Annotated in this window: 27 protein-coding genes; 22 read left to right on the top strand and 5 right to left on the bottom strand. The window is 72.4% G+C overall.

From position 1 onward, the window contains the following. Positions 1 to 18 precede the first annotated feature (18 nt). From DEJ48_RS17720 to DEJ48_RS17695, 6 genes are all read left to right on the top strand, one after another. Positions 19 to 567: a cupin domain-containing protein gene (locus tag DEJ48_RS17720; protein ID WP_150217134.1), complete on the top strand. Its 549-nt coding sequence runs from the start codon at positions 19 to 21 to the stop codon at positions 565 to 567. Then, positions 536 to 1354, top strand: coding sequence for an SDR family NAD(P)-dependent oxidoreductase (locus tag DEJ48_RS17715; protein ID WP_150217133.1), 819 nt, complete (start codon positions 536 to 538; stop codon positions 1352 to 1354). The genes DEJ48_RS17720 and DEJ48_RS17715 overlap by 32 nt, the downstream gene beginning before the upstream one ends. Before the next feature lie 331 nt (positions 1355 to 1685). Next, positions 1686 to 2180: a hypothetical protein gene (locus tag DEJ48_RS40780; protein ID WP_190538120.1), complete on the top strand. Its 495-nt coding sequence runs from the start codon at positions 1686 to 1688 to the stop codon at positions 2178 to 2180. 104 nt (positions 2181 to 2284) lie between these two features. Further along, positions 2285 to 3088, top strand: a complete 804-nt coding sequence (locus DEJ48_RS17705; RefSeq protein WP_150217131.1) for a response regulator transcription factor — start codon at positions 2285 to 2287, stop codon at positions 3086 to 3088. Beyond that, on the top strand, positions 3078 to 5249 hold the full coding sequence (locus tag DEJ48_RS17700) for a sensor histidine kinase (RefSeq protein ID WP_223832085.1): 2172 nt from the start codon (positions 3078 to 3080) through the stop codon (positions 5247 to 5249). The genes DEJ48_RS17705 and DEJ48_RS17700 overlap by 11 nt, the downstream gene beginning before the upstream one ends. 312 nt (positions 5250 to 5561) lie before the next feature. Then, complete coding sequence (locus DEJ48_RS17695) at positions 5562 to 8843, top strand: AfsR/SARP family transcriptional regulator (RefSeq protein WP_150217130.1); 3282 nt, start codon at positions 5562 to 5564, stop codon at positions 8841 to 8843. Positions 8844 to 8954: 111 nt separating this feature from the next. Here DEJ48_RS17695 and DEJ48_RS17690 read toward each other — a convergent pair whose 3' ends face one another. Then, positions 8955 to 10694, bottom strand: coding sequence for a bifunctional 3'-5' exonuclease/DNA polymerase (locus DEJ48_RS17690; protein ID WP_150217129.1), 1740 nt, complete (start codon positions 10692 to 10694; stop codon positions 8955 to 8957). Positions 10695 to 11150: 456 nt separating this feature from the next. Between DEJ48_RS17690 and DEJ48_RS17685 the strand changes: the two genes are divergently transcribed. The 3 genes from DEJ48_RS17685 (at position 11151) to DEJ48_RS17675 (ending at position 15520) form a co-directional block, all read left to right on the top strand. Beyond that, the gene (locus DEJ48_RS17685; protein WP_150217128.1) at positions 11151 to 12011 is read left to right on the top strand and encodes a nitrilase-related carbon-nitrogen hydrolase; all 861 of its coding nucleotides are present in this window, start codon (positions 11151 to 11153) and stop codon (positions 12009 to 12011) included. Between the two features lie 104 nt (positions 12012 to 12115). Further along, entirely contained in the window at positions 12116 to 13285 is a 1170-nt protein-coding gene (locus tag DEJ48_RS17680; RefSeq protein ID WP_150217127.1) for a DUF2786 domain-containing protein, read from the top strand. 87 nt (positions 13286 to 13372) lie between these two features. Next, entirely contained in the window at positions 13373 to 15520 is a 2148-nt protein-coding gene (locus DEJ48_RS17675; RefSeq protein WP_150217126.1) for an FUSC family protein, read from the top strand. 31 nt (positions 15521 to 15551) lie between these two features. On the opposite strand, the gene DEJ48_RS17670 is transcribed toward DEJ48_RS17675, so the two are convergent. From DEJ48_RS17670 to rpmB, 3 genes are all read right to left on the bottom strand, one after another. Next, positions 15552 to 16091 carry a hypothetical protein gene (locus DEJ48_RS17670; RefSeq protein ID WP_150217125.1) on the bottom strand — a complete coding sequence of 180 codons (540 nt, stop codon included), beginning with the start codon at positions 16089 to 16091 and terminating at the stop codon, positions 15552 to 15554. A gap of 67 nt (positions 16092 to 16158) precedes the next feature. Further along, a complete protein-coding gene (rpsN, locus tag DEJ48_RS17665; RefSeq protein WP_150217124.1) occupies positions 16159 to 16464 on the bottom strand; it encodes a 30S ribosomal protein S14 in 306 nt (101 codons plus the stop codon). Then, positions 16464 to 16700, bottom strand: a complete 237-nt coding sequence (gene rpmB, locus DEJ48_RS17660; RefSeq protein WP_150217123.1) for a 50S ribosomal protein L28 — start codon at positions 16698 to 16700, stop codon at positions 16464 to 16466. The genes rpsN and rpmB overlap by 1 nt, the downstream gene beginning before the upstream one ends. Positions 16701 to 16781: 81 nt before the next feature. Here rpmB and rpmG point away from each other — a divergent pair, with 81 nt between their 5' ends. The 6 genes from rpmG to DEJ48_RS17630 all read left to right on the top strand — a co-directional run bounded on the left by rpmG (position 16782) and on the right by DEJ48_RS17630 (position 19304). Beyond that, the gene (gene rpmG / locus DEJ48_RS17655) at positions 16782 to 16946 is read left to right on the top strand and encodes a 50S ribosomal protein L33 (RefSeq protein ID WP_150217122.1); all 165 of its coding nucleotides are present in this window, start codon (positions 16782 to 16784) and stop codon (positions 16944 to 16946) included. Positions 16947 to 16951: 5 nt separating this feature from the next. Then, on the top strand, positions 16952 to 17215 hold the full coding sequence (locus DEJ48_RS17650; protein WP_150217121.1) for a type B 50S ribosomal protein L31: 264 nt from the start codon (positions 16952 to 16954) through the stop codon (positions 17213 to 17215). Then, positions 17215 to 18393: a CobW family GTP-binding protein gene (locus DEJ48_RS17645; RefSeq protein WP_223832084.1), complete on the top strand. Its 1179-nt coding sequence runs from the start codon at positions 17215 to 17217 to the stop codon at positions 18391 to 18393. Before DEJ48_RS17650 ends, DEJ48_RS17645 begins: the two co-directional genes overlap by 1 nt. A 3-nt stretch (positions 18394 to 18396) precedes the next feature. Further along, entirely contained in the window at positions 18397 to 18636 is a 240-nt protein-coding gene (gene rpsR, locus DEJ48_RS17640; RefSeq protein WP_150217120.1) for a 30S ribosomal protein S18, read from the top strand. Positions 18637 to 18694: 58 nt separating this feature from the next. Further along, the gene (locus DEJ48_RS17635) at positions 18695 to 18937 is read left to right on the top strand and encodes a hypothetical protein (protein ID WP_150217119.1); all 243 of its coding nucleotides are present in this window, start codon (positions 18695 to 18697) and stop codon (positions 18935 to 18937) included. A gap of 127 nt (positions 18938 to 19064) precedes the next feature. After that, the gene (locus DEJ48_RS17630; protein WP_223775964.1) at positions 19065 to 19304 is read left to right on the top strand and encodes a DUF397 domain-containing protein; all 240 of its coding nucleotides are present in this window, start codon (positions 19065 to 19067) and stop codon (positions 19302 to 19304) included. 46 nt (positions 19305 to 19350) lie between these two features. Here the strand turns inward: DEJ48_RS17630 and DEJ48_RS17625 are convergent, their stop codons facing one another. Next, the gene (locus DEJ48_RS17625; RefSeq protein ID WP_150217118.1) at positions 19351 to 19842 is read right to left on the bottom strand and encodes an ATP-binding protein; all 492 of its coding nucleotides are present in this window, start codon (positions 19840 to 19842) and stop codon (positions 19351 to 19353) included. 303 nt (positions 19843 to 20145) lie between these two features. Between DEJ48_RS17625 and DEJ48_RS17620 the strand changes: the two genes are divergently transcribed. The 7 genes from DEJ48_RS17620 (at position 20146) to DEJ48_RS17590 (ending at position 26598) form a co-directional block, all read left to right on the top strand. Next, a complete protein-coding gene (locus tag DEJ48_RS17620) occupies positions 20146 to 21009 on the top strand; it encodes a helix-turn-helix domain-containing protein (RefSeq protein ID WP_150170547.1) in 864 nt (287 codons plus the stop codon). Positions 21010 to 21086: 77 nt separating this feature from the next. After that, a complete protein-coding gene (locus DEJ48_RS17615) occupies positions 21087 to 22544 on the top strand; it encodes an aldehyde dehydrogenase family protein (RefSeq protein WP_150217117.1) in 1458 nt (485 codons plus the stop codon). 142 nt (positions 22545 to 22686) lie between these two features. Continuing rightward, positions 22687 to 23238, top strand: coding sequence for a DinB family protein (locus tag DEJ48_RS17610; RefSeq protein WP_150217116.1), 552 nt, complete (start codon positions 22687 to 22689; stop codon positions 23236 to 23238). Positions 23239 to 23290: 52 nt separating this feature from the next. Continuing rightward, a complete protein-coding gene (locus tag DEJ48_RS17605; RefSeq protein WP_150217115.1) occupies positions 23291 to 23932 on the top strand; it encodes a PadR family transcriptional regulator in 642 nt (213 codons plus the stop codon). Positions 23933 to 24010: 78 nt separating this feature from the next. After that, a complete protein-coding gene (locus tag DEJ48_RS17600; protein ID WP_150217114.1) occupies positions 24011 to 24964 on the top strand; it encodes an ATP-binding cassette domain-containing protein in 954 nt (317 codons plus the stop codon). 38 nt (positions 24965 to 25002) lie between these two features. Then, complete coding sequence (locus DEJ48_RS17595) at positions 25003 to 25752, top strand: ABC transporter permease (protein ID WP_150221237.1); 750 nt, start codon at positions 25003 to 25005, stop codon at positions 25750 to 25752. Positions 25753 to 25839: 87 nt separating this feature from the next. Then, a complete protein-coding gene (locus tag DEJ48_RS17590) occupies positions 25840 to 26598 on the top strand; it encodes a MerR family transcriptional regulator (RefSeq protein ID WP_150217113.1) in 759 nt (252 codons plus the stop codon). The last annotated feature ends 38 nt before the right edge of the window (positions 26599 to 26636 follow it).

Raw genomic sequence — 26636 nt, 5'->3', positions numbered from 1 at the left:
GGTGGGGAGCGATCGGCCATGGTCGAGAAAGTGCTGACAGCTGAGGAGGTCGCCGCCCGGCACGGGTTGCGGCCGCTGCCCGTGGAAGGCGGGTTGTACCGGCGGACCTGGGTGGGGCCGGCCGACGCGGACGGGCGGCCCGCGGGCTCGGCGATCATCGTGCTCCTGACCACCGCCCCCGGCGACTTCTCCGCCCTGCACCGCCTGCCCACCGACGAGGTCTGGCACTTCTACGAGGGCGACGCCCTGGAGCTGTTGCTGCTTGCTCCCGACGGGACCGACCGCACGGCCGTCCTGGGCCCCGGAGGACATGTGCAGTTGGTCGTCCCGGCCGGGACGTGGATGGGCGCGTACGTTCCGGCCGTCGGGGGGCGGCACGGCTGGGCGTTGTTCGGGACGACCATGGCGCCCGGTTTCGTCGAGGAGGATTACGAGGGCGGGGACGTGGAGGAGTTGAGCGCGCGGTATCCGGGGCGGGCCGGGCTCATTCGGGCTTTGTGCCGGGTGGGGGAGCCGTTGCGGATGCCTTCGGGCGATGGCAGGGAGGTTGCTGGACGTGGTGAGTGAGGCGGGGGGCCTGAGGGATGAGGCGCTGCCCGGGTTGGGCGGGCGGGTGGCTCTGGTGACCGGGGCCAGTGGCGGGATCGGGGCCGGGATCGCATGGCGGTTCGCGCAGGCGGGCGCCTCGGTCGTCGTTCACTACCGGAGCGGTAAGGAGCGGGCCGAGGAGGTGGTCGGGCGGATCGTCGCGGCGGGCGGTGACGCCGTCGCCGTACCGGCGGACCTTAAGCGGGAAGAGGAGTGCCACCGTCTGGTCGAGGAGGCGCGGGCCTGGCGGGGGCGGCTCGACGCGCTGGTCAACAACGCCGGAATCCAGCCCTTGCAGGAACTGGCCGGGATGTCGGCGGCGGACTGGCGGGAGCTGTCCGAGGCGAACGTGACGAGTGCGTTCTGCTGCACGCAGGCGGCCGCGGAGGTCATGGCCGGGCAGGACGGCGGCGGTACGGTCACGCAGATCGCGTCCATCGAGGGCTCGCACCCCGCCCCCGGCCACGCGCACTACAGCGCGTCCAAGGCCGCCCTGATCATGTTCGCCCGTTCGGCCGCCCTGGAGTACGGGCCGCGCGGCATCCGCGTCAACAGCGTCTCGCCGGGCCTCGTCGACCGGCCGGGGCTCGCCGGGGACTGGCCCGAGGGCGTGGAGCGGTGGGGCCGGGCGGCGCCGCTCGGCAGGCTCGGCACGCCCGAGGACATCGGCAGCGCGTGCGTGTTCCTCGCGTCGGACGCGGCTTCCTGGATCACCGGGACGGATCTTGTGGTGGATGGCGGGGTGGGGGCGCGGCCTACCTGGTAGGGGTGGTGCGGTCGAGGGATCGGATTGCCGTGTCCCGTACGTCTTGAGGTGGACGGCGGGTACGACCTCTGTCTTTCGGAGGGAGCGGACGTTCGTTCTCGGGCCGTACGAAATCTGGTGGGCGGGGGCGAAGACTGGGGGTATGTCCCCTCGGCCCTCTCAGCCCTCTCAGCCCTCTCAGTCCTTTCAGTCCTCTCGGTCCTCACAGTCCCTTCGGTCCCCTCAGCCCCTGAAGAAGAAGGTTCGTGGCGTTGTCCTCGTCGCGGCCGGGTGCCTGGCCGCCGTCGGCGTGGTCACCGTCGCCGCGCCCGCGCTCAGGAACAGTGCGCTGATGCCGGACGCGGTGAGCGAGCACGTCTTCAAGGAGAAGACGAAGTCTTTTCCCACGGCGGCGGATGCGCCCGCACCCGCGCCTGCGGCCGGGGCCGGGGCTGAGAAGGGGGACCGGGCGTTCGTGCTGCCCGCCTGGATCCCGAAGGACGCCAGGAACATCAAGGTGAAGGTGAAGACGACCGGCGAAGCCAAGCTGATCCGCTTCACGGTGGCTGGGGCTGGGGCTGGGGCTGGGGCTGGGGCTGGGGCTGGGGATGGGGCTGGCGTCGGCTCCGGGGCCGGGGCCGACGCCGGGGTGAAGGGCGGGACCGGGTGCGGCGGTGCGGTGCGGGAACCCGTCGGCGAGCCGCGGCTCGACGCGTCCTGGTGGCCGGACCGGACCCCGCGCGACACCCGCGCGGAGTGCGGGGACCGCTACCGGTACCGGGTCGCGGTCCAGGGCGACACGGTGTACGCCTGGACGAACGGGGAGCTCTCCGCGGGCGGGCGGTAGGGCCCGGTGCAGCCTGGCAGCGACTTGTGAGGATCCTGTCAGGCCGCCGTCGCGATCCCATTTGCCCAGCCGGAATCCGTCGGGCGGTGCCTATCCTCAACGCCATGTGCGCTTTTGTCCTGGTCGCGGAGGACGACGAGAAACAGGCCGAGCTGGTCCGCCGCTATCTGGAACGCGAGGGCCACGAGGTCGCCGTCGTCCACGACGGCTCCGCCGCTCTCGCCGAGGTGCGGCGCAGGCTGCCGGACCTGCTGATCCTCGACGTGATGATGCCCGGCACCGACGGTCTTCAGGTCACCCGTTTCCTCCGGGACGGGGACAGCCCCGCGGAGCTGACCCGCCTCCCGGTCCTGATGCTGACCGCCCGCACCACCGAGGACGACCTCCTCGTGGGCCTCGACACGGGCGCCGACGACTACCTCACCAAGCCGTACAGCCCCCGCGAACTCATGGCCCGCGTCCGGACGCTGCTGCGCCGCGCGGGCGGCATCCACCCGCCGCTGCCCGGCACCGACCGGCGGATCCTGCGGGTCGGCGGCCTCGTCGTCGACCCGCTGCGGCACGAGGTGACGGTCGACGGGCGGCACGTCGACTGCACGCCGGGCGAGTTCGACCTGCTCTCGGCCCTCGCGGAGGAGCCGGACCGGGTCTTCACGCGGCCGCAGCTCCTCGACCGCATCCACGGGTCCTCGGGCTACATATCCGCGCGGACGGTCGACGTACACGTGCTGAATCTCCGCAAGAAGATCGAGTCCGACCCTCGGCGTCCCGACCGCCTTCTGACGGTGTTCGGGGTGGGGTACAAGCTGACGGGGGCGGGGCCCGGGGCGGGGCCGGCGGGATCGGGAGCGGGTGCGGGCGCCGACTCGGGCGCAGGGGCCGGCTCGGGGGCGACGCGTGGCGCGTGACGTTCCCCTGCGCAAGAGCCTGCTGGCCCGGCTGCTCGCCGTGTCCGTGCTGGTCTCCATCGGCTCCATCGCCGCCACCGCGTGGCTCGCCGCGCAGACCACGTCCGGCGCGCTGCGGCAGGAGCAGGGGCAGGTGCTCGCCGACGACGCCCGTATCTACGACAAGCTCCTCGGCGTCGGCGCGACCTCCCCGGAGTGGCGGGGCGCCGACGCGGCCGTCCGTGAACTGTCCCGGCAGACCGGTCGCCGTATCGCCCTCACCACGCAGGAACGCAAGGTCATCGCGGACTCGGCGGCGCCACCGAAGCGGGGTGGTGCCGCCAAGGGCGGTGCTGACACGGGTGGTGTCGGCAAGGGCGGCGCCGACAAGGATGGCGCCAACAAGGGCGGGGACTCCGGGAGCCCCACTCCGTCCTCCAAGGACGACGACGCCGGGCACGAAGCCAAGGGTGGCGCCAAGGAGAACCCCAAGGACACCCCCCAGGACAACCCCAAGGACAACCCCGAGGCCCGCCTCCCCCCGACCGCCTCCGCCGTCCTCGACCCCCTCTCCGTCGACAGCGCGCTCACCCCGGGCCGTTCGGGCGAGGAGGCAGTGGAAGTGGGGGACACCTCCGCCGATCGCATCGATCCGCGGGCGGTCGGCCCGTACCGCCTCACCCGAGCGGAACGTACGCGCCTGAAGGACGCCGCCGACCGGCGCGCGGCCTGTCTGGTGGACCTCGGCATGACTCCTCAGGTCGTCGTCGGGCCCGGCGGCCGCCCCACTGTCCGCATCGACCACGACCCGGGCGAGTTCCTGCAGTCCCAGTGCCGTACGCCTCCTCTGGAGATGCCCACCGAGACCGAGCAGAAGGCCCTGAAGAAGCTCAACGCCCTGACCGGCGCGTGCCTGAAGCGGCAGGGCCTCGATCCCGTACCGGTCGGCCTCGACCTGGAGGGGCGGAGTGGTCCGAAGCCGGTCGCCGCCTCCGTACCCTCCGTACCGTCGATGACGGCCGCGGAGCGCAACGTACCCCAGCTGCCCGACGCACCCGACGGTCCCGACGGCGGCGTCCGGCCCGACGGCGAGCCCACGGCGATCCGGCCGAGCGCCGGGGCCGTCGGGCCGGAGTCCACCACCGCCGCCACCGCGTCCTGCGTCGACACCGCGCGCCGCGAGCAGCTCGGGCCATACGTCTCGTCGCCCGCGCTCCTCTTCATCACCAGCTCCGACGGCACCCGGAGCGCCCCCGCCTTCAGCCTCTCCCGCGCCAACACCATCCGTCTGGCGGGGCTCGCCGCGGCCGTCCTCGCCGTCACGATCGCCGTCACGGCGCTGGCCGCGACCCGGCTGACGCGGCCGCTGCGCGCGCTCACCACCGCGACGCGGCGCATGAAGACGGGCGAGTCGAGCGAGCCGGTCCCGGCACGGGCCACGCGCTCGGCGGGGGAGATCAGCCAACTGGCCGCCGCGTTCAACGACATGGCGGCCCACCGCAAGGCCCTGGAGGAACAGCGGAAGGCCATGGTCAGCGACGTGGCGCATGAGTTGCGCACGCCGCTGTCCAACATCCGCGGCTGGCTGGAGGCGGCGGAGGACGGGGTCGTCGACACCGACCCCGAACTGGTCACCTCGCTGCTCGAGGAGGCGCTGCTGCTCCAGCACATCGTCGACGACCTCCAGGATCTGGCGGCCGCCGACGCCGGTACGCTCCGGCTGCACCGTGAGCCGGTACGGGCCGCCGAGATCGCCGACCAGGTGGCGGCGGCGCACCAGGCGCGCGCGGACGGCGCGGGGGTACGGCTCAGGGCCACCGCGTTCGGCGACCCGTGGGTGACGGCCGATCCGCTGCGGCTGCGGCAGGCGATCGGCAACCTCGTCTCCAACGCCGTCCGCCACACTCCTGAGGGCGGCAGCGTCCGCATCAGCTGCCGCACGACACCTGAGGCGGTGCTGATCGAGGTCGCCGACACGGGCACGGGGATCGCGTCCGCCGACCTGCCGCACGTCTTCGACCGCTTCTGGCGCGCGGACAAGTCGCGGACGCGGGCGACGGGTGGCAGCGGGCTCGGTCTGTCCATCGTGCGGAAGCTGGTGGAGGCGCACGACGGGGCGGTGTCCGCGCAGAGCGTGCCGGGGAAGGGCTCGCTGTTCACGGTGCGGTTGCCGGTGGGGTGAGGCGGCAGGGCGAAAGCCCCGGTCGTTCACCTCCGACGACCGGGGCTCTCTCTGCCCCCGGACCCGGCCGCGGCGGCGACACTCCCCCGAGCAACGCGCTGTGCGCGAGTACCGGCGGGCCAGGTCCGATGAAGAGATCACATCAGGCCACGCCAACAGATCGCTAACATGTGGCCAACGGTCCTGCGGTACGGATGCGGTACGGACGCGGTATGGACGCGGTATGGACGCGGTTAGGGACGCGGTACGGATAACGGCGCTGCAGGACGCTGCGGGGCGTCGTACGGCGCGACATGGCACAGGGAGACGGCGTTGAGCGAGCGGTGCGGACTGCGGTTCGGTCTGCTCGGGGCTCCCGCCGTGTACGACGCGGAGGGCGTTCCGCGTCCCGTGCGCAGCGCGAAGGGGCGTGCGTTGCTGGCCGCGCTCCTGCTCGAACCCGACCGGGTCGTCTCCCTCGGCGCGCTCAAGGACGCCCTGTGGGGCGACTTCCCGCCTGCTTCGGCACAGGCGTCCCTCCAGAACCATGTGACGCGGCTGCGTCGGCTCCTGGACGATCCGGGGCGGCTGCACGCGGTCCCGCCGGGGTACCGGTTGCGGGTCTCCGAGGGCGAGTTGGACGTACGGGTCTTCGAGCACCTCGTCGCACGGGCGCGGGCGGCGCACGCGGAGCGGGACTGGGCGCGGGCGGCGGCTTGTGCCGTGGACGCGCTGGCGCTGTGGCGGGGTACGCCGTTGAGCGGCCTCCCCGACTCGCTGGACGGCCATCCTCTCGTACCGCGCCTGGAGGAGGCACGTCTCCTCGCGCTGCAGTGGCGGTACGACGCGGAACTGGAACTCGGCACGGGGCTTACCGCGTTGGCGCCCGAACTCGCGTCGCTGGTCGCGGAGTACCCCCTCCGTGAGGTCTTCCACCGCCAGCTGATGCTGGTGCTCCACCGCACGGGCCGCCAGGCGGAGGCCCTCGCCGTCCACCGCGAACTGCGCCGCAGACTGATCGAGGAACTCGGCACGGAGCCGGGGGAGGGGGTACGGGACGCGCATCGGGAGGTGTTGCGGGGGCCGTGGGTGGCCGCCTCAGTGGGTGATGGTCTTGGGTCCGATGCCGATGCCGATGCCGATGCCGATGCCGACGCCCACGCCGACGCCGACGCGCACGCCCACGCCGCTGCCTTCGCCGAGCCGGTGGCTGACAGCGGTGCGTCCGAGGTGCTTGGTGCGTCCGAGGTGCCCGGTGCGTCCGGGATGCCCGATGTGACTGTCCTGCCCGGTGCGACCGGCCTGTCCGGTGTTACCGACCCGACGGCGGCGACGACGACGGCGACGGCCGACGCGCCGCCGTCCCGTGCGTTCGCGTCGACTGCCTCGGGCGTCTCGCAACTACCCCCCGACCCCGCCCACTTCACCGGCCGGACCCGCACCGTGCGGGAACTGCGGCGAGCCCTCGGGGGCGGGAGGCGCGTTGCCGTCGTGTCCGGTATGGCCGGAGTCGGCAAGAGCGCTCTCGCCGTACACGTCGCCCACACGTTGCGCGCCGAGTTTCCGGACGGGCAGCTCTACGTGAACCTGCGCGGCGCCACCCCCGGCATGACCCCGCTCACCCCGGCGCAGGCCCTCGCCGCGCTCCTGCGTGACCTCGGTGCCGAGCCCCGGCACGCGGCGGACGGCACCGAGGACCCCGCCGCGTCGAGCGCGTTGCTGCGGTCGCTGCTCGCGCCCACCCGCACCCTCATGGTCCTCGACGACGCCGCCACGGCCGCACAGGTGCGGCCCCTGCTGCCCGCGGGCGACGGGTGCGCGGTCGTCGTCACCAGCCGCTCCCCGTTGACCGCCCTCGACGGCGCGGAACGTTTCCCGCTGGAGCTCCTCTCCGACGGGGACAGCGCCGCACTCCTGCGCGCCGTCTCCGGTCGCGCCGGGCTCGACGCCGGGCACCCCCTCGTCGAGCTCGCGGGACGCCTCCCCCTCGCCCTGCGCATCGTCGCCGCCCGCCTGGCCGCGCGGCGCGCCCTCACCCCGGACGCCCTCGCCGAACTCCTCACCGTCAGCGGCGGCCGCCTGCATCACCTCGAGTACGACGACCTGAGCGTGCGCCGCTCCCTCGCCGTCGCCCTCGACGCCCTGCGGACGTCCGACCGCGAGGCCGACCGTGACGCGGCCCGCGCCCTCGCCCGGATCGGCGCGCTCGACCTCCCCACGTACGGAGTACCGCTCCTGGCCCGCCTGTTGGGCACCGGCGAACTGCGCGCGGGCGCGGCCCTCGACCGCCTCGTCGACGTCGCGCTCCTCGACGAGACGTCCTACGGCCGGTACACCCCGCACGACCTCGTACGCGACTTCGCGAGGGAGACGGCGGCGGGCGGCTCAGGTCATGCAAACGGCTTGGGCGGTGCAGGATGCTCGGACGGGGCGGGTGGTGTGGACGGCTCGGGCGGTGCGGCCGACGTGGGCGGCGATACGTACGGGCAGACGGACCTCGTGGAAGAGGCCTTCCGCTGGTACGCCGAGTCCGCCCGCCGCACCCTCCTCGCCATCCTCCCCGAGAGCCTCGACCGCGCGGACCGCCTCCGCGGTGTGGCGGCCCACCTCGCTCGCCCCGGCCGGCCCGTCCCCGACGCGGGCCCTCCCCTCACCGCCGAGTCCGCCTTCGCCTGGGGCGACACCGAACTCCCCAACGTCCTCGCGCTCACCGAGCGGCACCCCGACCCCGCGGGACTGCTCCCCGTCCTGGTCCGCTGCCTCTTCCCGTACCTCCAGCGCCGCGGCCGCCTCACCGAACTGGCCGCACTCGGCGCACTCGCCCTCGACGCCGCCCGACGCCAGGGCGACACCGCCGCCGAGGCGCAGGCCCTCACCGACGCCGCCGGCGTGCACTTCATGTCGGGCCGCAGCAGCGAGGCCCTCGCCCTGAACGACCAGGCCCTCGACCTATGGCGCACGCTCGGGTACGTGTCCTGCGTACGCCGCGGCCTCAACAACCGCGGCCTCCTCCTCGAAGGCCTCGGCCGGCACGCCGAGTCCGCCGAGTCCCTCCACCGGAGCCTGGACCTCGCCAGGGAGCTCGCCGACCCGCTCAGCGAGGCGATCACCCTCAGCCATCTCGGCAACCTGTACGAGCACACGGACGCCCGCGCCGCCATCACCCACCACGAACGCAGCCTCGCCATCGGCGACACACTCGGGCACGCCGTCGTACGCCAGTCCGCCCACTGCAACATCGGCTACGCCCACCTCACCCTCGGCGAACCCGCCGCCGCCCTCGGCCACTTCGAGGAGAGCCTGCGGCTGCACGGCGAGTACGAGGACTGGCACGGCGCCTCCCAGGCCCGCCTCGGCCTGGTCCGCGCCCTGCGCGAGCTCTCCCGCACCGCGGACGCAACACGCGAGTGTGCCGCGCTGCTCGACCGCGCCGAACACCGCGGCGACACCCACATGACGGGCCTCGCCCGGCACCAGCACGGCCTTCTCCTGCGGACGGAGGGTCACGAGCGGGAGGCGTACGAGCAGTGGAGGTCGGCGCTTGCGGCGCTGGACGGCACGGACAGCAGGGTGGCGGACGAACTCAGGGACCTGTTGGCGCGGCCGACGCGGTAGTTGGCTCCCGCACGAGCGGGTTTCCGCACGAGCGGGTTCCCGTACGAGTTGCCTCCCGTACGAGTTGTCTCCCGCAAGAGTGGGTTCGACGCGACCAGGTTCGTCGCCGCCTCACTTCGCGTCCGCGTAGCACTCCACGATCGCCGTCGTGAACGGGAAGCGGACCGGCGTCTCCCCGAACGCGATCCGGCCCGCGAGATCCCCCGCCTCGCGCACGGCCAGCGCCACCGTCTCCGCCTCCTCGGCGGGGCAGTGCACGATGACCTCGTCGTGCTGGAAGAACACGAGCTCGGCCCGCAGCCCGCCCTCCGCGATCGTCCGCCGCAGGGCGGCCAGCATCAGCAGTGCCCAGTCCGCCGCGCTGCCCTGCACGACGAAGTTGCGCGTGAAGCGGCCGCGCGCGCGGGCGTTGGTGGAGGCGTACCCGGGAACGAACTCCCCGTCGCCGCCCCCGAGTCCGCCCCCGATTCCGGTTCCGGTTCCGGAACCCGGACTCGGCGCCTCCTCCTGTGGAATGCCCGCCTCGTCGTCCTCGCCCGCGCCCGCCGCCGGGGGACTGGTCCGGCCGAGCCAGGTCCGTACGAGCCTGCCCTCCTCGCCCGCCTTCGCCGCGTCGTCCACGTACGCCACGGCCAGCGGGAAGCGGCGGCGCAGCGCGGCGAGGTTCTTCAGGCCGTCGCCCGACGTCTGGCCGTACACCGCGCCCAGCAGCGCGATCTTCGCGTGGTCGCGGTCGCCGGAGAAGGCGCGGTCCGACAGGCGGGTGTACAGGTCCTCCTCGCTGCCCGCCACCTCCATCAGGCCCCGGTCGCGGGAGATCGCGGCCAGGACCCTCGGCTCCATCTGGTCGGCGTCGGCCACGACGAGCCGCCAGCCCGGGTCGGCCACGACGGCCCTGCGGATGATCTTGGGGATCTGCAGCGCCCCGCCGCCGTTGGTCGTCCAGCGGCCGCTGACGGTGCCGCCCGGGGTGTACTCGGGGCGGAAGCGGCCGTCGTGCACCCAGTCCTGGAGCCAGCTCCAGCCGTGGGCCGTCCAGATCCGGTACAGCTTCTTGTACTCGATCAGGGGCTTCACCGCCGGGTGGTCGAGACCCTCCAGCTCCCAGCGCCGCGTCGACTTCACCCTGATGCCGGCCTGCGCGAAGGCCTTCACCACGTCGGCGGCCAGGTCCGGGCGGACGCGGCGGCCGAACGCCGCGGACACCTCGTCGGCGAGCTCGGCGAGGCGGCGGGGTTCGCCCCGGCCCGCGTACCGCTCGCCGAGCAGTTCGTTCAGGAGCCCGCGGTGGACGTCGGCACGCCAGGGCAGCCCGGCGGCGTTCATCTCGGCGGCCACCAGCATGCCCGCGGACTCCGACGCGGTGAGCAGCCGCATCCGGCCGGGGTGTGCGGTGGCGTCGTGTCTTCGCTGCTGCTCGGCGTGGATCTCGACGAGTTCGTCGACCGTGACGGGGGCGCCGCCGGGGCGCGGCTCGAAGAGGGAGTCCTGCGTGCCGGGCTCGGCGGCGCGGGGTGGGGGATCCGGGGGTACGGGGGTGTGGCGGAGGCGGGCGAGTGCGGCGGCCGCGGAACGGGGCTCGCCGAGGCGGCCCTCGTGGCCCAGGAGGAGGAGCTCGGCGGCCTCGATGTCGTAGCAACGGGTCACGCGGACGCCGGCGGCGAGGAGGCGGGGGTAGATCTCGGCGGTGGTCCGCCAGACCCATCGGTCGACGTCCGGGCGGGAGCGGACTGCTTCGGCGAGGTCGGGCTCGCGGACGACGGGGCTCGCGGGCAGGCCGTCGTCCCCGAGGGGGACGAGCTCTGCTCCTCCTCCGTCGGCAACCCCGACGACCCAACGCTGCCCAGCCATGTGGCGAGTCTTGCACTCCCCACTGACATCGGGCGGGGGCGCCTGTTGCTCGTTCTTGGGTGCGGGGCCGCGGGGGTATGTCCGTACTCGCCATCCCTGCGCCGCGCCCGACATTTCCGGCCGCTATGGCTGGCTCGGTGCTCCGTGCGCACATACCCCCACGTCCCCTCCCGTTTCGTGCGCGGGTGCGGCCCGGTGGGGTTCCCTACTCCCGCTGGACGGTGCGGGGCAAACGGGTGGGTGGGTGGGGACCATCCGCCGCGAAGCGGCGGTGTCGGCGCCCCTACTCCCACTGGACGGTGCGGGGTGAACGGGCGGGTGGGTGGGGACCGTCCGCCGCGAAGCGGCGGGGTTGGTGCTCCTACCCGCCACGGGCAGTCGCAGGGAACACACGCCCCGCCCCCGTCCGGAGGACCCCCGCGTGCGCGGCGGACCCCCCGCTGCAAAGCTCGACCCATGCGAGTCGCCCTGGCACAGACCGACTGCGACCTGGGAGACGTCGGCCGGAACCTGGACACCGCGCGGGACCACATCGCCCAGGCCGCGAGCCAGGGCGCGGACCTCGTCGTCTTCCCGGAGCTGAGCCTGCACGGCTACCACCTGGGCGGTCTGGAGAAGGACACGTCCATCACGACGGACGACCCGCGCCTGCTGACCCTCTCCGCTCCGGGCGCTCCGGGCGCTCCGGGCGCGCCGGACGTCTTGGTCGGTCTCCACGAGCACACCAGCCTGCGCGCGTACAACACCGCGGCGTACTACTCGGGCGGCCGCCTCCACCACGTGCACCGGAAGCTGTACCTCCCCAACTACCTGGCGTGGGAGGAACGCAAGCATGTCAGCCCGGGCCAGCACCTGCGCGCGTACGACCTGCCCGGCGGGCACGGCCGTGCCGCCACCCTCATCTGCAACGACGCCTGGCAGCCCGTGCTGCCGTGGCTCGCCGTGCAGGACGGCGCCGAGGTCATCGTCGTACCGACGAACAGCGCGGCCAGCCTGGACCCCGAGGCGATGGACACCGGCCTGTACTGGGACACACTGCTCTCGTACACCGCCCGCATGCTCCAGTGCTGGGTCGTCTTCGTGAACCGCGTCGGCAACGAGAACGGCGCCTCCTTCTGGGGCGGGTCCCGTGTCGTCGACCCGCGCGGCACGGTCGTCGCGCAGGCGCCGAAGTGGGAGCCCGGACTGGTGACGGTCGACATCGACGTGCACGAGGCGCGCAGACAGCGCCGCGCCGTACCGCTCGTGGCCGAGGCGCGGCTCGGTCTGGTGGACCGTGAGGTGCGGCGGCTCATCGACGAGGGCGGGGACAGCTGAGGTGCGGCGGTGCGGCGGTACGCGGTCCATCCACTTCATCCACAGCCTGTGGATGAAGTGGCCGGGGGCGCTTTCGCCATGCGATCTGCACCTACCCTGATGCCATGGATTCGGTGATCGACAGAGCGTTCGCGGCGGCGCTTTACGGCGACGGCGACGACGGTCTGGACACCGGCGCGTCCCTCCTCGCGGCCGCCCCCGACACGGACGCCGACCTGCGCCGACGCGGCGAGGAGTACCTGCACCGGGCCTGGCGGCACGGCTGGCAGCCCGCCGACGTGATCCGCCTGGTCCGCCGCGACCTGGACGACCCGCACGTACGCCTCGTCGCGGACCTCATCCGCGGCGAGACCGCGCGCTACGCCCACCTGCCGCCCCGCTGGCCCGCCCAGCTCGCCGACCTCGGGCCGCACGGAGAGCCCGTCCGCGACCGGGACCGCTTCACCCGCGCCACCGTCCACCTCCAGCTGTACCGGCTCCTCCTGCGCCTCCCCCCGATCGAACCGGCCGGCCCGCCGCCCGGCGACACCGTCCCCGGCCCGGTCCAGGGCGAGCCCCGCGCGCTCACCCGTGTCCGCGCCCTCCTCGCCAAGGCCGAGGCGACCGGTTACCCGGAGGAGGCGGAGGCGCTCACCGCCAAGGCGCAGGAGCTGATGGCGCGGCACTCGCTCGACGAGGCGCTGCTCGCGGCCCGTACGCACGCGAAGGACGTCCCGACCGCGTGCCGGATCGGTGTGGACGCCCCGTACGAGACGGCGAAGGCGATCCTGCTCGACGCCGTCGCCGCCGCGAACCACTGCCGGGCGGTGTGGAGCGAGGCGTACGGCTTCTCGACCGTCGTCGGTTTCGACTCCGACCTGGAGTCGGTCGAGCTCCTCCACACCTCCCTGCTCGTGCAGGGCACCGCCGCGATGACCAGGGCGGAGGCCGGTCAGCGCGCCGCGGGCCGCAAGCGTACGAAGACGTTCCGGCAGGCCTTCCTGATGGCGTACGCGCACCGCATCGGCGGCCGCCTGGCCGAGGCGGGCGAGCACGCGGTGCGGGAGGCGGCGGCCGAAGCGGGTGGGGAGTCGCGGGAGGCGGCGTCGCTGCTTCCCGTCCTCGCCGCACGCGACGTCGCCGTCACGGACCACACGGAGCGGATGTTCCCCGAGACGACCACGGCGCGCGTACGGGGAGTGACGGACGCGGAGGGCTGGCACCACGGCACTGCGGCGGCCGACCGCGCCCATGTCACGCCACGCGACCGGCGCGGGGGCCCGGCGCTGCCCTGACTCGCCGGGCCGCTCGTTCGTGGCGGCGTACGTCGTGGTCTCCGAACGCGTGACGTGCCCGTCCGATATGCCCCGTATCATCACAGAGTGACCTGGCTCCGCGCGCTGAAAGAGACAGCTCGCGCGGGTCTGACCGTCGAGCGCAAACGTCTGGAACCCCTCGTCGCCCTGCGCGGCGCCGCCGGCCTCGCGATCGTCATCGGCCTCAGCCTCACGCTGTTCGGTCCCGCGGTGGCGGCGAGCTCCGCGTTCGGCGCGTTCCAGGCGGCCATCGCCACGTTCCAGCGCAGCTGGCGGCCGCGTCCCGAGCTCGCGCTGGCCTCCGGCACCAGCCTCGCCGTCTCCACCTTCCTCGGCTACCTCACCGGCTCCCACCTGCTCCTCTTCCTCGCCCTGCTCTGCCTGTGGACGTTCCTCGCGGGCCTGAGCTGGGCGGCGGGGCCCACGGTCGGCATCATCGCGTCGTCGAACGTGGCGATCATGCTGGTGACGGTAACGATTCCGACGTCGGTCGTCGCGGCGGCGGGCCACGCGGCGATGATGATCGTGGGTGGCTGCGTGCAGGCGGCGCTTGTCATCCTTTTCCCGGTACGCCGATGGGGCGCCCACCGGGACGCGCTGGCCGACGCGTTGGCGGCCGAGGCGGACTACGCGCGGCGCCTCCGCCACGATCCGGTGGCCGCGTTCGACCCCGAACCCCTGATGGCGGCGCGCGACGCGGCGACGATCACCGCGCGCCAGGCCCGTACGCGCCCCGCCGAGCTGCACGGGGCGAGGGGCGTCGCCGAACGGATCCGCCCGGTCCTCGCCTCCCTGGCGGACCCGGCGGTGGGCGTGCCCGAGGAGGGCAAGGAGCGGGACCGGGTCCGGGAACTCCTGGCGGCGGCCGGGGCGGTCCTGGACGCGGCGGCGCGGGCGATCCGGCACGGCGAGCCGGTCAGGATCCCCCCGGAGGCGCAGGCGGCGCTGCGGACCCCGGACACGGGGGCGATCCTCACGGGCCCGGCGTACCGCGCGGCCACACGTTTGGGCGCACTCCTGAAGGACGTCCTGGAAACAGCGGGCAACTCGGGCGGCCCGAGTGCGGAAGCAGACCGGACGGCGCCCGCGCCCCTCCTGCGTCCCACCCTCTTCGCGCTGGTCCCCGCCGCGATGCGGGCCGTGCGGGCCGAGTTGCGGCATGAGTCGCCCGTGACCCGGCACGCCATCCGGGTCACCGCCGTGGCCGCCGCGGGGTACCTGCTCGGGCACTGGCTGCCCCTCGGGCACGGCTACTGGGCGCCCATGGCCTCCGTCATGGTGATGCGGCCCGACTTCTCCCAGACCTACTCCCGCGCGGTCGCCCGTTTCGGCGGCACCCTCGTCGGCGTCGCCCTCGCCACGGGGCTCGTCCAGCTCGCCCACCCCGGCACGGGGCTCTCCGCCGCACTCGCCGTGCTCTGCGCCGGGATGATGTACCTGCTGATGCGCACCGGCCAGGTCGCGGCGCAGGCCTGCGTGGCCGCGTACGTCGTCTTCCTGCTCGGCATGGGCGGCCAGCAGTGGACGCAGACCGTCCCCGAACGCGTCGTCCTGACCCTGCTCGGCGGCGTGCTCGGAATGATCGCGTACGCGCTCTACCCCGCCTGGGAGACCCCCCGCCTCCGCACCCACCTCGCCGACTGGCTGATCGCCGACGGCCGTTACGCCGCCGCCGTCGTCGACCGCTACGCCCACCCCGCCGGCAAGGCCTGCCCCGACGTGCGCGAGGCCCTGCTCGCCGCCCGGGACGCGCGCGTCGCCTGGCAGGAAGCCGTCGACCGGGCCAAGAACGAGCCGGTGCGCCACCGCGGCCTCTCCCGTGCCGCGGCCGCCGACGCGGAGGAAGTACTCGCCCAACTGGGCCGCGTCGCCATGCTGATGGAGGCGCACCTGCCGGAGCGCGGTGACACCCCCGTCCCCGCTGCGGCCCGCCTCGCCGACGCGCTGCGCAAGTCCACGGAGCAGGGCGCGAAGGCGCTGCGCGAGCGCCGGGTGCCCAAGTGGGAGGCGGTCCGCACCGCACTGGACGAGTGGGACGGCGAGGGCGTCCCCGACCGCGTGGTGCGCAGGGGCGCGGGCCTGCTCCTGGAGACCCTCGACGAGCTGTCCGACGCCATGGACACCTCGCCCCCGCCGATGCTGGTCGACGGCACGTCCACGAAGCGCCCGGACGACGACGGGCCGCGGAACCCCGAGGGTCCCGCGGCCCGTTGAAGGGGGTGGGTACGGCAGCGACGCGGCGGCGTCAGGACTGCGGCGGCCCGGTGGGCAGTCCCTCGGGCAGCTTGCCGCCCTCCGTCTTCAGGAACTCGTCCGTGCCCGCGTCACCCCAGGCGACCTTCATCGACTTGGCGTTCACGGACTCGACGCGGCCCGCCGTACGGTCCCCGTCGCCCTTCGGGCACTTGAGGGTGAGCGTCCGCGAGCCCGCGTCGCCGCCGACGTTGCCGTTGCACAGCACGTCCTCGCCGAGGAGCGTCGCCGTCTTCCCGTTGACCGCGAGGACGAGCGGCTTCCCACCGGACGTGGCGATCCACGAACCCTCCAGGCTGCCACCACCCTTGGAGCCCGATCCACCGCCGGACCCGTCGGAGCCGCCAGCGCCACCAGACCCGTCGGACGACCCGGACGAGCCCGATGAGTCGGAGGAGCCGCGGTCCTTCTTGCCGCCACCTCCGCCCCCGTCCCCGTCCCCGCCGCTCCCGCATCCGCTCAGCACCAGCGCGGCGGCGAGCCCCGCTACTGCCGTACCGAGAACCCGGACACTACGGACGTACGTACGCACTTGAAGTCCCCCTAGCCGACGCGGCGTCGCGCCGGGCGGTCGTGGCCCGGCCGAATCGCGCGCCAAGCTACCAGGACGACTTGCGTACCCCGGGGAGAAATCCGGCGTGCGCTTGCTCACGCAGCCTCACCCTCGACAGCCCGAACGCCCCCACGTATCCGCGCGGGCGGCCGTCGACGCTGTCCCGGTTCCGTACCCGTGTCGGACTCGCGTCCCGCGGCTGGCGCGCCAACTCCTGCCGGGCAGCCCGTCGTTCGGCATCCGGAGTGTCCGGCCTGCGGATGAGTTCCTTCAGCTCCGCACGCCTCGCCGCGTACCGCGCGACGATCACGCGCCGCTGCTCGTTCTTCGCGATCTTGCTCTTCTTGGCCATCAGACCCTCACCCCGCGCGCACGGATCCTGGCGACGGCCGCCTCGATCCCGATGCGGTCGACGGTCCTGATCCCCTTCGTGCTGAGCCGCAGCCGGACGTGCCGGCCCTCGCTCGGCAGCCAGTACCGCTTGCGCTGGACGTTGGGGTCGAAGCGGCGCGACGTACGCCTGTGGGAGTGGGAGATGTTGTTGCCGAAGCGGGGTTCCGCTCCGGTCAGCTGGCAGTGGGCGGACAAGGTGACGCACCTCTCGGTAGGAACGCGGGGCTGGGCAGGACCCCCTATTGAAAACGGGAGTCATTTTCATATACTAGCCCCATGGCCCGCAACGAACTCCGCCCCGTGATCAAGCTCCGCTCCACAGCGGGGACCGGCTACACGTACGTCACCCGCAAGAACCGGCGGAACGACCCCGACCGCCTCACCATCCGCAAGTACGACCCGATGGCCCGCCGCCACGTCGACTTCCGAGAGGAGCGCTGACCGTCATGCGCAAGGACATCCACCCCCCGTACGGCCCCGTCGTCTTCCGCGACAAGGCCGCGGGCTTCGCCTTCCTCACCCGCTCGACGGCGGCGGGGAGCGAGACCGCCACCGGCGGCAGGACGATCGAGTGGGAGGACGGTCGTACGTACCCCGTCATCGACGTCGAGGTCTCGTCCGCGAGCCACCCCTTCTACACGGGCACGTCCCGCGTGATGGACACGGCGGGCCGCGTCGAGCGCTTCGAGCGCCGGTTCGGCAAGCGCTGATGGCGCCCACGGACCCGCCGCCCATGGACCCGCCGCGCCGCATGGACGTCGTGATCGTCGGCGGTCTGCACGCGGTCGCCCGCAAGGCGGCCGTCGACGAGCTCCTGGCCACCGTCCCCGACAGCGTGGCCCTCCACCACGACCTGTCGACCGCCGTGCACGGCACCGTCGTCCGCACGGTCCGCGACACCACCGGCGTGCTCTCCACCGGCGACGCGCCCCTGGTCAACGACTGTGCGTGCTGCGCGCTCCGCGAGGACCTGATGCCCGAGCTCGGCCGCCTCGCGGACGCGGGCCTCACCCGGCTCGCGGTCGTCGAACTGTGGGACTCGGTCGAGCCCAAGGCGATGGCCGAGGTCGTCGCCGCGCACGCCGGTGACGCCCTCGTCATCGGCGGCGTCGTCACGGCCGTCGACCCGGCCCTGCTGCTGCCCTGCCTCGGCAACGGCGACGACCTCGTCGACGTCGGACTCGCCGCCGCCCCGAACGACCGGCGCACCGTCGCCGACACGTGGGCGCGCCAACTGGAGTACGCGCCCGTGCTCGCCGTGGCAGAGGCCGATGGCGCCGGACCCGACGACGAGGACCGTGCCCTGCTCGCCCAGCTCCACCCGACGGCGCGGCGCGTGCCGGTCGGGCGGGGGGAGCTGGCCGCGGCCGCCCTCGCCGGATTCGACGTCGAGGCCGCCGCCGCGGCGCAGCACCCCGCCTGCGCGCTGCTGCCGGCCGAGGCCGACGCGTGCGGGGTCGCGACGTTCGTGTGGCGCAGGGAGCGGCCGTTCCACCCGGAGCGGCTGTACGACGCCCTGGAGGATCTGACCTGTGCGGCAGCCCGCAGCAGGGGCAGGTTCTGGCTGGCCGACCACCCGGACACGCTGCTCGGCTGGGACGCGGCGGGCGGCGCGCTCTCCGTCGAGAGCGCGGGGCCGTGGCTGGCCTCGCTGCCGGACGCGGCGTGGGAGATGGTCCCGCCGGTGCGACGGGCGGCCGCCGCCCTCGACTGGCATCCGGAACACGGCGACCGCTGCAACCACCTGGTGTTCACCTCGCCGGGCCTGGACCGCGACGGGCTCGCCCAGGTCCTGGAGTCCTGCCTGCTGACGGACGAGGAGTACGCCGCCGGGCGCGACGCCTGGAAACACCTGCCCCCCGCCTTCGACACCCTCCTGGAGGTCTGACCTTTGTCCCCGCGCAAGCCCGTCGCCCGCCCGCGCGCACCGAAGCCCAACCCTCTGGACGTCGCCGGCATCACGTACATCGACTACAAGGACACCGACCTGCTCCGGAAGTTCGTCTCGGATCGCGGCAAGATCCGCGGCCGGCGCGTCACGCGCGTGTCGGCGCGGCAGCAGCGGCGGATCGCCGCGGCGATCAAGAACGCCCGCGAGATGGCGCTGCTGCCGTACGGGTCGCCGAGGTAGGAGACCCACAGGCCCGGCCTCCCCGAGCACCTCCAGGTGCGCGGGGAGGCCGGTCTCGTTGCCGCACCCCCGCACGAACTTTTCCGGCACCGTGCACGTTCAGGTTCTTGCGTACGAGGCCGGCCGGACGCTCGGCGTCCGTTGGATGGATCCCGATCCGGCCAACTTCGCCGACTGTTCCCTTACCCGGACGCTGGAACACGAAGGGCGCGGCATGCGTCTCTTCCTGGTACACGAAGGATTCGATCCGCTGGCGTTCGCACGTCATGCGGGCTCCGAGCAGGTGCTGACAAGCCTGTAATCAAGGGAACACCCCGCGTGCACGTGCATCTGCCCATGCATCCGCATGTGAACACAGCTATGATCCGGGACAGTTGACCACTGCATCTAGAGCCACACACGGCACCGCACCACCCGGGGAGCGATCTGTGCACCACGCGTTTAACGGCATGGCGGCCACGGAGCTTCACGGGGTCGTCTGGCAGAAGAGCAGGCACAGCAACTCGCAGGGCTCGTGCGTGGAGTTCGCGAAACTGCCGGGCGGCGACGTCGCCGTGCGCAACTCGCGGTTCCCGGACGGCCCGGCGCTCGTCTATACGCGCGCCGAGATCGAGGCGATGCTGCTGGGGATGAAGGACGGGGAGTTCGACCACCTGATAGGTGGTTGACTCGACCCTGAAGGGTGGGCGGTGCCGCTCGCGCGGCGCCCCGCGCTCAGCCCAGGCCGAACAGCGCCCAGACCACCTTGCCGCGCAGCGCGCCGGCGAGCGGGTGCCAGCCCCAGCTGTCGCTGAACGAGTCCACGAGGAACAGGCCCCGGCCGGACTCCGCCGAGAAGTCGTCGTCCGTGTCGCGGGCGACCGGACTCTCGTCGCTGGGGTCGCGCACCGCGCACACGAGCCGCGTCGCCGCCCAGTGCATGAGGTGCAGCCGCACCGGCGGTTCCTGTTGGTCGCGCGGGGTGTCGGCGGGCAGCGCGTGGCGCAGCGCGTTGGTGACGAGTTCGGAGACGACCAGCGCGATGTCGTCGAACCGCTCGTCGAGGTCCCACTGGCCCAGCGTCTTGCGGGTGAACTGCCGGGCGCTGCCCACCGCTTCGTAGCGGGCGGGGAGGGCTACGGAGGCCGCGTCCGAGACGGCGGAGGGGTCGATCGGAGGTAGCCCCTGCCTTAACGGCTCGAGCATGGTCGATCCATTCGTCCCCATGCGAGGCACTCCCCGGTTTCGCGGTACGTAGCGATGGAGCGGTGGCGCGGTCGGTCGCCGATGGTGCGGTCGGTACAGCGGTGGCGCGCGGACCATGGTTCCGAATGCGTACAGCAGATGCAAGGGCAGATGCACGTGCACGCGCCGGACTTGAACAATCCCGTGCCGTTTCTTGCCCATTTATTCCCGCGACTTCTTGTGAAGAGCTTTCGGACCCTTTCTGTTTCTGTAACCGGACGTGTACCGCCCGGAGCGTTTAATGGCAGACTGCTGGCTTCCAGTCGATCGGGAGGATTGAGCGAAGTGACCGCAGGGGAGTCGAGCGGCTCGGTGGTACGGCGCATCCTGCTGGGCTCGCAGCTGAGGCGGCTCAGGGAATCCCGCGGCATCACCCGCGAAGCGGCCGGGTACTCCATCCGCGCCTCCGAATCGAAGATCAGCCGCATGGAGTTGGGACGGGTGAGCTTCAAGTCCAGGGATGTCGAGGACCTGCTGACGCTCTACGGCGTCACCGACGACGCCGAGCGCGGCGCACTGCTCTCGCTCGCCAAAGAGGCCAACCTCACGGGCTGGTGGCACAGTTACTCGGACGTCCTGCCCGGCTGGTTCCAGACATACATCGGTCTTGAGGGTGCGGCCTCGCTCATCCGCGTCTACGAAGTCCAGTTCGTGAACGGCCTGTTGCAGACCGAGGCGTACGCGCACGCGGTCGTCGCCCGCGGCATGAAGGGCGCGAGCAGGGCCGAGATCGACCGCCGCGTCGCCCTGCGCCTCGAACGCCAGAAACTCCTCACCTCCGAGCACGCACCCCGCTTCCACTGCGTCCTGGACGAGGCCGCGCTCCGCCGGCCCTACGGCGATCGTGAGGTGATGAGGGGTCAGATCCAGCACCTCATCGAGATCTCCGAGCGCCCCAACGTCACCCTCCAGGTCATGCCGTTCAGCTTCGGCGGGCACGCGGGCGAGAGCGGCGCCTTCACCATGCTGAGCTTCCCGGAGTCCGACCTCTCCGACGTCGTGTACGTGGAACAGCTCACCGGTGCGCTCTACCTCGACAAGGCCGAGGAAGTCGCCCAGTACGAGCGCGTGGTCGCGCAGCTGCAGAAGGACAGTCCCGATCCGGTCGGAAGCCGGGATCTTCTCCGTGGTCTGCTCCAACTCACCTGAAACATAAGTACTATGACGTGAGATCAGGTGTCTGCTTCCGTATGCGGCCGTCTGCTGCCGCGGCAAGGGGTCCGCTCATGTCCTTCTTCACCGACCTGGCTCACCAGTACATCGACGGGGAGTGGAAGGCCGGGTCGGGTTCCTGGGACATCATCGACTTCAATCCGTACGACGGGGAGAAGCTGGCGTCCATCACGGTCGCCACGGCGGACGAGGTCGACCAGGCCTACCGCGCGGCCGAGCGGGCGCAGCGGGACTGGGCGGAGACGAACCCCTACACGCGCCGTGCCGTGTTCGAGCGCGCCCTGCGGATCATCGAGGACCGCGAGGAGGAGATCGCCGACGCGATCGTCGCCGAGCTGGGCGGCACCCGGCTCAAGGCCGCCTTCGAGCTCCACCTCACCAAGGAGTTCCTGCGCGAGGCGGTCCATCTCGCGCTGCGCCCCGAGGGCCGCGTCCTGCCCTCCCCGGACGAGGGCAAGGAGAACCGCCTCTACCGCGTCCCGGTCGGCGTGGTGGGCGTCATCAGCCCCTTCAACTTCCCTTTCCTGCTGTCCATCAAGAGCGTCGCCCCCGCGCTCGCCCTCGGCAACGCGGTGGTGCTGAAGCCGCACCAGAACGCCCCGGTCCTCGGCGGCAGCCTGGTCGCGAAGGTCTTCGAGGACGCGGGCCTGCCGGCCGGCCTGCTCAACGTAGTGATCACGGACATAGCCGAGATAGGCGACGCCTTCCTCGAGAACACCGTGCCGAGCGTCATCTCCTTCACCGGCTCGGACCGCGTGGGACGCCATGTCGCGACGGTGTGCGCATCGCACTTCAAGCGCTCGATCCTGGAGATGGGCGGCAACAGCGCACTGATCGTCCTGGACGACGCCGACATCGACTACGCGGTCGACGCGGCGGTCTTCAGCCGCTTCGTGCACCAGGGCCAGGTCTGCATGGCCGCCAACCGCATCCTCGTGGACCGTTCCGTGCAGGCGGAGTTCACCGAGAAGTTCGTCGACAAGGTCGCGAGCCTCAAGGTCGGCGACCCGGCCGACCCCGCCACCCACATCGGCCCGCTCATCAACTCCTCGCAGGCGGACGCCGTCACGGCCGTCGTCGAGCAGGCCGTCGCGGCCGGGGCGAAGGCCCTGCTGCACGGGCGCACCGACGGCAACCTGGTCGCCCCCTCGGTCCTGACCGAACTCCCCGACGACTCCCCGGTCCTCACCCAGGAGATCTTCGGCCCCGTCGCCCTGCTGCTGCCCTTCGACGGCGAGGACGAGGCGGTCCGCATCGCCAACGACACCCCGTACGGCCTGAGCGGCGCCGTGCACACCGCCGACACCGAGCGCGGCGTACGCATCGCCAAGCGCGTCAGGACCGGCATGATCCACGTGAACGACGGCACCGTGCACGACGAGGCGATCGTGCCGTTCGGCGGCGAGAAGAACTCCGGCCTGGGGCGGCTGAACGGCGAGTCGACGGTGGACGCCTTCACCACGCAGAAGTGGATCTCGGTGCAGCACGGCAGGGCGCGCTTCCCCTTCTGAACCGGCTCGTCTTTCGGAGCCTCCCGGAGCCTTGCGGACAGAACCTGACCGCAAGGCTCCGTAGTGTCTGTGGTGTCGAGAAGCCCGGCGGACGAGCCCGGCGGAACAGCCCGTGACAGCGGGCGCGAGAGAGGCGGACACCATGGTCACCCACGTCAGCGCGGAAGCCCACGGCGACGAGCGCGGCGCCCTGATCGCCTTCGTGGAGGCGCAGCGCGGCGGTGTCCGGCGCTCGGTCATCGGTCTCACCGACGAGCAGGCGAAGGCCCGCCCGAGCGCCAGCGAGCTGACGCTCGGCGGCCTGGTGAAGCACGTCGCGGAGGTGGAGCTCAACTGGCTCCGCATGGCGCAGCGGAAGCCCAACGAGAAGGCCCGCACGCAGGAGACGTGGGGCGAGGGATTCGTCCTCGTGGAGGGCGAGACGCTCGCGGAGACGCTGGCGTTCTGGGACGGGGTCGCCCGGGAGACCGAGGCGTTCATCCGCGAGGTGCCGAGCCTCGACGACACGTTCCCGCTGCCCGACGCGCCGTGGTTCCCGAAGGACGGCGCCGTGTCGATGCGCTGGCTGATGCTGCACCTGGTCGAGGAGATCGGGCGGCACGCGGGCCACGCCGACATCGTCCGCGAGTCCCTGGACGGGAAGACGGCCTTCGAGCTGGTGGCGCTGGAGCAGGGCTACCCTAGTCAAAGTTGAAGACCGGGGGCGGGGCGAAGAGGTCCGGGGGCTGAACGAAAGGGCGCGGTACATGTCGGCGATCCGGCTGCTGGTGATGGGGGCCGTGCGCCAGCACGGCCGCGCCCACGGCTATCAGGTCCGCAACGACCTGGAGTACTGGGGCGCCCACGAGTGGTCCAACGCCAAGCCGGGCTCGATCTACCACGCCCTGAAGCAGCTGGCGAAGCAAGGGATGCTGCGCGCGCACGAGATCGCCCCGTCCACGGCCGGCGGCCCGCCGCGCACGGAGTACGAGATGACGGATCAGGGCACGGAGGAGTACCTCTCCCTCCTCCGTGAGTCCCTGACGATGTACGACCAGCGGCCCGACATCCTCACGGCGGCGCTCGGCCTCATGGTCGACCTGCCGCGCGAGGAGGTCGTGGGCCTCCTCAAGGAGCGGGTGCGGCGCATCGAGGAGTGGCGGACGTCCGTCACCGAGTACTACACGCCCGAGGAAGGGCCCGGTCAGCTGGGCCACATCGGCGAGATCATGAACTACTGGGTGCACTCCGCCGACACGGGCGCGGAGTGGACCAGGAGTCTCATCTCGCGCGTGGAGGGCGGCGCGTACACCTTCGCGGGCGAGGGCGATCCCTTTGTGGGCGTGCTCGCGGACGGTGAGGAGAACCCGTTCGCTTCGGGGGACCGGCACGCGGGGGATCGCCGCTAATCAAGTTTGACGACTGACCTCGCCTCGGCTACCTTCGCCTGCCTAGTCAAGTTTGACTACGAGTCTGGAGGGAGCCGGATGACGGACGCGATCGTCGTCGAGGGCGCGCACAAGACGTACGGGCGGACATCGAAGGGGGCGGGGAAGAAGGCGCTGAACGGCCTCGACCTGCGGGTCGAGCGCGGCACGGTGCACGGCGTGCTCGGACCGAACGGGGCGGGCAAGACCACGGCGGTGCGCATGCTGGCCACCCTCCTGCGGGCCGACGAGGGGCGCGTGGAGGTCGCGGGGCACGACGCGCGGCGCAGGCCCGACGAGGTGCGCAGGCGCATCGGACTGCTCGGCCAGCACGCCGCGGTGGACGAGGAGCTGAGCGGCCGCCAGAACCTGGACATGTTCGGGCGGCTCCACCACCTGGGCGCCCGCCACGCGCGCGTGCGGGCCGACGAGCTCCTGGAGAGGTTCGGTCTCGCGGACACGGGCCGCAAGGCCGTCAAGCAGTACAGCGGCGGCATGCGGCGCCGCCTGGATCTCGCGGCGTCCCTCGTCACGGACCCCGAGGTGCTCTTCCTGGACGAGCCGACCACGGGCCTCGATCCGCGCGGCCGCGCCGAGGTGTGGGACTCGGTGCGCTCGCTGGTCGGGGGCGGCACCACCGTGCTCCTGACGACGCAGTACCTGGAGGAGGCGGATCAGCTGGCCCACCGCATGTCGGTGATCGACGGGGGCCGGGTCGTCGCTCAGGGCACGGCGGACGACCTCAAGGCGGAGCTCGGCGGCGACCGGATCGACGTCGTGGTCCGGGACGCCACCCAACTGGCGCGTGCGGCCGCCGTGCTGCCTCCGGGCGCCACGGTGGACGCGGACCGCAGGATGGCCTCCGCGCCCGTCACGGACCGCATGGAGGCCCTCACGGCCGTCGTGCGGGGCCTGCGGGACGCCGGCATCGACGCGGAGGACGTGGCGCTGCGCAGGCCCACGCTGGACGAGGTCTTCCTGAGCCTGACGGAACGTACGAAGGAGTCCGTGTGAGTACGCCGATCAGCTGGGCCGTGACCGACTCCTGGACGATGACGCGGCGCGAACTCGCCCACTGGGCGCGGCAGCCCGTGCAGGTCCTGGTGGGTCTCGTCTTCCCGGTGATGCTGCTGCTGATGTTCGCCTACCTGATCGGTGGCGGGAAGGGCATCGCGGGGGAGTACGCCGGGTTCCTCGTGCCCGGCATGTTCGCGCTGACGATGGTCTTCGGGCTCGACGCGACGATGGTCGCGGTCACCCAGGACCTCAACAAGGGCGTGATCGACCGGTTCCGCTCCATGCCCATGGCCAACGGCGCCGTCCTGGTGGGGCGTTCGGTCGCCGACATGCTCCAGTCGTTCGTCTCGCTCCTGGTCATGATGGGGGTCGGGCTCGCGATCGGCTGGCGCTGGCACGGCTCGTTCGGGGCGGCCGTCGGGGCGGTCGGGCTGCTTCTGATGCTGCGGTTCGCGATGCTGTGGCTCGGGATTCAGCTGGCGATGGTCGCGGGCAGGCCGGAGCTGGTGGCGACCGTGCAGATCCTGGTGTGGCCGGTCGGGTTCCTCTCCAACGCCTTCACGGTCCCGGAGAACATGCCGGGCTGGCTGGGCGCCCTCGTCGAGTGGAACCCGCTCTCGGCGACGGCCACGGCCGTCCGTGACCTCTTCGGCAACGACCCGGGGGTGGCCGGCACGTCCTGGGCCGCGGAACACGCGGGGCTCCTGGCGGTGCTGTGGCCGGTGGTGCTCGTGGGGGTATTCCTTCCGTTGGCGGTCCGGAGGTTCACGGCGCTGAGCAGGTAGCGCCGCCCGCCCGGCTTTCGCACTTGCACCTCACGCGACGTGAGGACCCAGGCTGATCCGCGTACCGAGAGAAGAAGGGCGGACGCCATGAGCTACTCCGTGGGACAGGTCGCCGCATTCGCCGGAGTGACCGTGCGCACGCTGCACCACTACGACGAGATCGGCCTGCTCGTGCCCGGCGGGCGCAGCCACGCGGGTCACCGGCGCTACAGCGACGACGACCTCGACCGGCTCCAGCAGATTCTGTTCTACAGAGAGCTCGGCTTCCCCCTCGACGAGGTGGCGGCCCTCCTGGACGACCCGGACACGGACCCGCGGGACCACCTGCGCCGCCAGCACGACCTGCTGACCGCGCGGATCCACCGGCTCCAGGAGATGGCCGCCGCCGTCGAGACCGCCATGGAGGCGAAGAAGATGGGCATCAACCTCACGCCCGAGGAGAAGTTCGAGGTCTTCGGAGACCACGATCCCGACCAGTACGCGGACGAGGTCGAGCAGCGCTGGGGCGACACGGAGGCCTACCGCGAGTCGCAGCGCAAGGCCGCCACGTACACAAAGGACGACTGGAAGCGGATCAACGACGAGTTCAACGCGGTCCACGCGCGCGTGGGCGAGCTGCTCGGCCGCGGCGTGCCCGCGGACTCCGAGGAGGCCATGGACGCCGCGGAGGAGCACCGCCTCTTCATCACGGCGAACCACTACACCTGCTCGCACGAGATGCACACCTGTCTCGGTGAGATGTACGTGGCCGACGAGCGCTTCACGGCCTTCTACGAAGCCATCAGGCCCGGCCTCGCGGAGTACCTGCGGGACGCGATCCTCGCGAACGCGGCACGCAACGGGTGAGGCGCGTGCGGCCCGGCTATGTCCCAGTTGTCGCACAG

Origin of the sequence: Streptomyces venezuelae, assembly GCF_008642315.1 — a bacterium.
GTDB lineage: Bacteria > Actinomycetota > Actinomycetes > Streptomycetales > Streptomycetaceae > Streptomyces > Streptomyces venezuelae_D.
This window is presented reverse-complemented; position numbering and strand designations above follow the sequence as displayed.

What these genes read in the sequence shown, in the direction of transcription:
- DEJ48_RS17685 (WP_150217128.1), top strand. Translation starts at nt 11,151, where the DNA reads ATGCGAGTCGCCCTGGCACAGACCGACTGCGACCTGGGAGACGTCGGC.
- DEJ48_RS17650 (WP_150217121.1), top strand. Translation starts at nt 16,952, where the DNA reads ATGCGCAAGGACATCCACCCCCCGTACGGCCCCGTCGTCTTCCGCGAC.
- rpsN (WP_150217124.1), bottom strand. Translation starts at nt 16,464, where the DNA reads ATGGCCAAGAAGAGCAAGATCGCGAAGAACGAGCAGCGGCGCGTGATC.
- DEJ48_RS17610 (WP_150217116.1), top strand. Translation starts at nt 22,687, where the DNA reads ATGGTCACCCACGTCAGCGCGGAAGCCCACGGCGACGAGCGCGGCGCC.
- DEJ48_RS17600 (WP_150217114.1), top strand. Translation starts at nt 24,011, where the DNA reads ATGACGGACGCGATCGTCGTCGAGGGCGCGCACAAGACGTACGGGCGG.
- DEJ48_RS17705 (WP_150217131.1), top strand. Translation starts at nt 2,285, where the DNA reads ATGTGCGCTTTTGTCCTGGTCGCGGAGGACGACGAGAAACAGGCCGAG.
- DEJ48_RS17625 (WP_150217118.1), bottom strand. Translation starts at nt 19,842, where the DNA reads ATGGGGACGAATGGATCGACCATGCTCGAGCCGTTAAGGCAGGGGCTA.
- DEJ48_RS17680 (WP_150217127.1), top strand. Translation starts at nt 12,116, where the DNA reads ATGGATTCGGTGATCGACAGAGCGTTCGCGGCGGCGCTTTACGGCGAC.
- DEJ48_RS17590 (WP_150217113.1), top strand. Translation starts at nt 25,840, where the DNA reads ATGAGCTACTCCGTGGGACAGGTCGCCGCATTCGCCGGAGTGACCGTG.
- DEJ48_RS17605 (WP_150217115.1), top strand. Translation starts at nt 23,291, where the DNA reads ATGTCGGCGATCCGGCTGCTGGTGATGGGGGCCGTGCGCCAGCACGGC.
- DEJ48_RS17715 (WP_150217133.1), top strand. Translation starts at nt 536, where the DNA reads ATGGCAGGGAGGTTGCTGGACGTGGTGAGTGAGGCGGGGGGCCTGAGG.
- DEJ48_RS17615 (WP_150217117.1), top strand. Translation starts at nt 21,087, where the DNA reads ATGTCCTTCTTCACCGACCTGGCTCACCAGTACATCGACGGGGAGTGG.
- DEJ48_RS17645 (WP_223832084.1), top strand. Translation starts at nt 17,215, where the DNA reads ATGGCGCCCACGGACCCGCCGCCCATGGACCCGCCGCGCCGCATGGAC.
- DEJ48_RS17595 (WP_150221237.1), top strand. Translation starts at nt 25,003, where the DNA reads ATGACGCGGCGCGAACTCGCCCACTGGGCGCGGCAGCCCGTGCAGGTC.
- DEJ48_RS40780 (WP_190538120.1), top strand. Translation starts at nt 1,686, where the DNA reads ATGCCGGACGCGGTGAGCGAGCACGTCTTCAAGGAGAAGACGAAGTCT.
- DEJ48_RS17690 (WP_150217129.1), bottom strand. Translation starts at nt 10,694, where the DNA reads ATGGCTGGGCAGCGTTGGGTCGTCGGGGTTGCCGACGGAGGAGGAGCA.
- rpmG (WP_150217122.1), top strand. Translation starts at nt 16,782, where the DNA reads ATGGCCCGCAACGAACTCCGCCCCGTGATCAAGCTCCGCTCCACAGCG.
- DEJ48_RS17720 (WP_150217134.1), top strand. Translation starts at nt 19, where the DNA reads ATGGTCGAGAAAGTGCTGACAGCTGAGGAGGTCGCCGCCCGGCACGGG.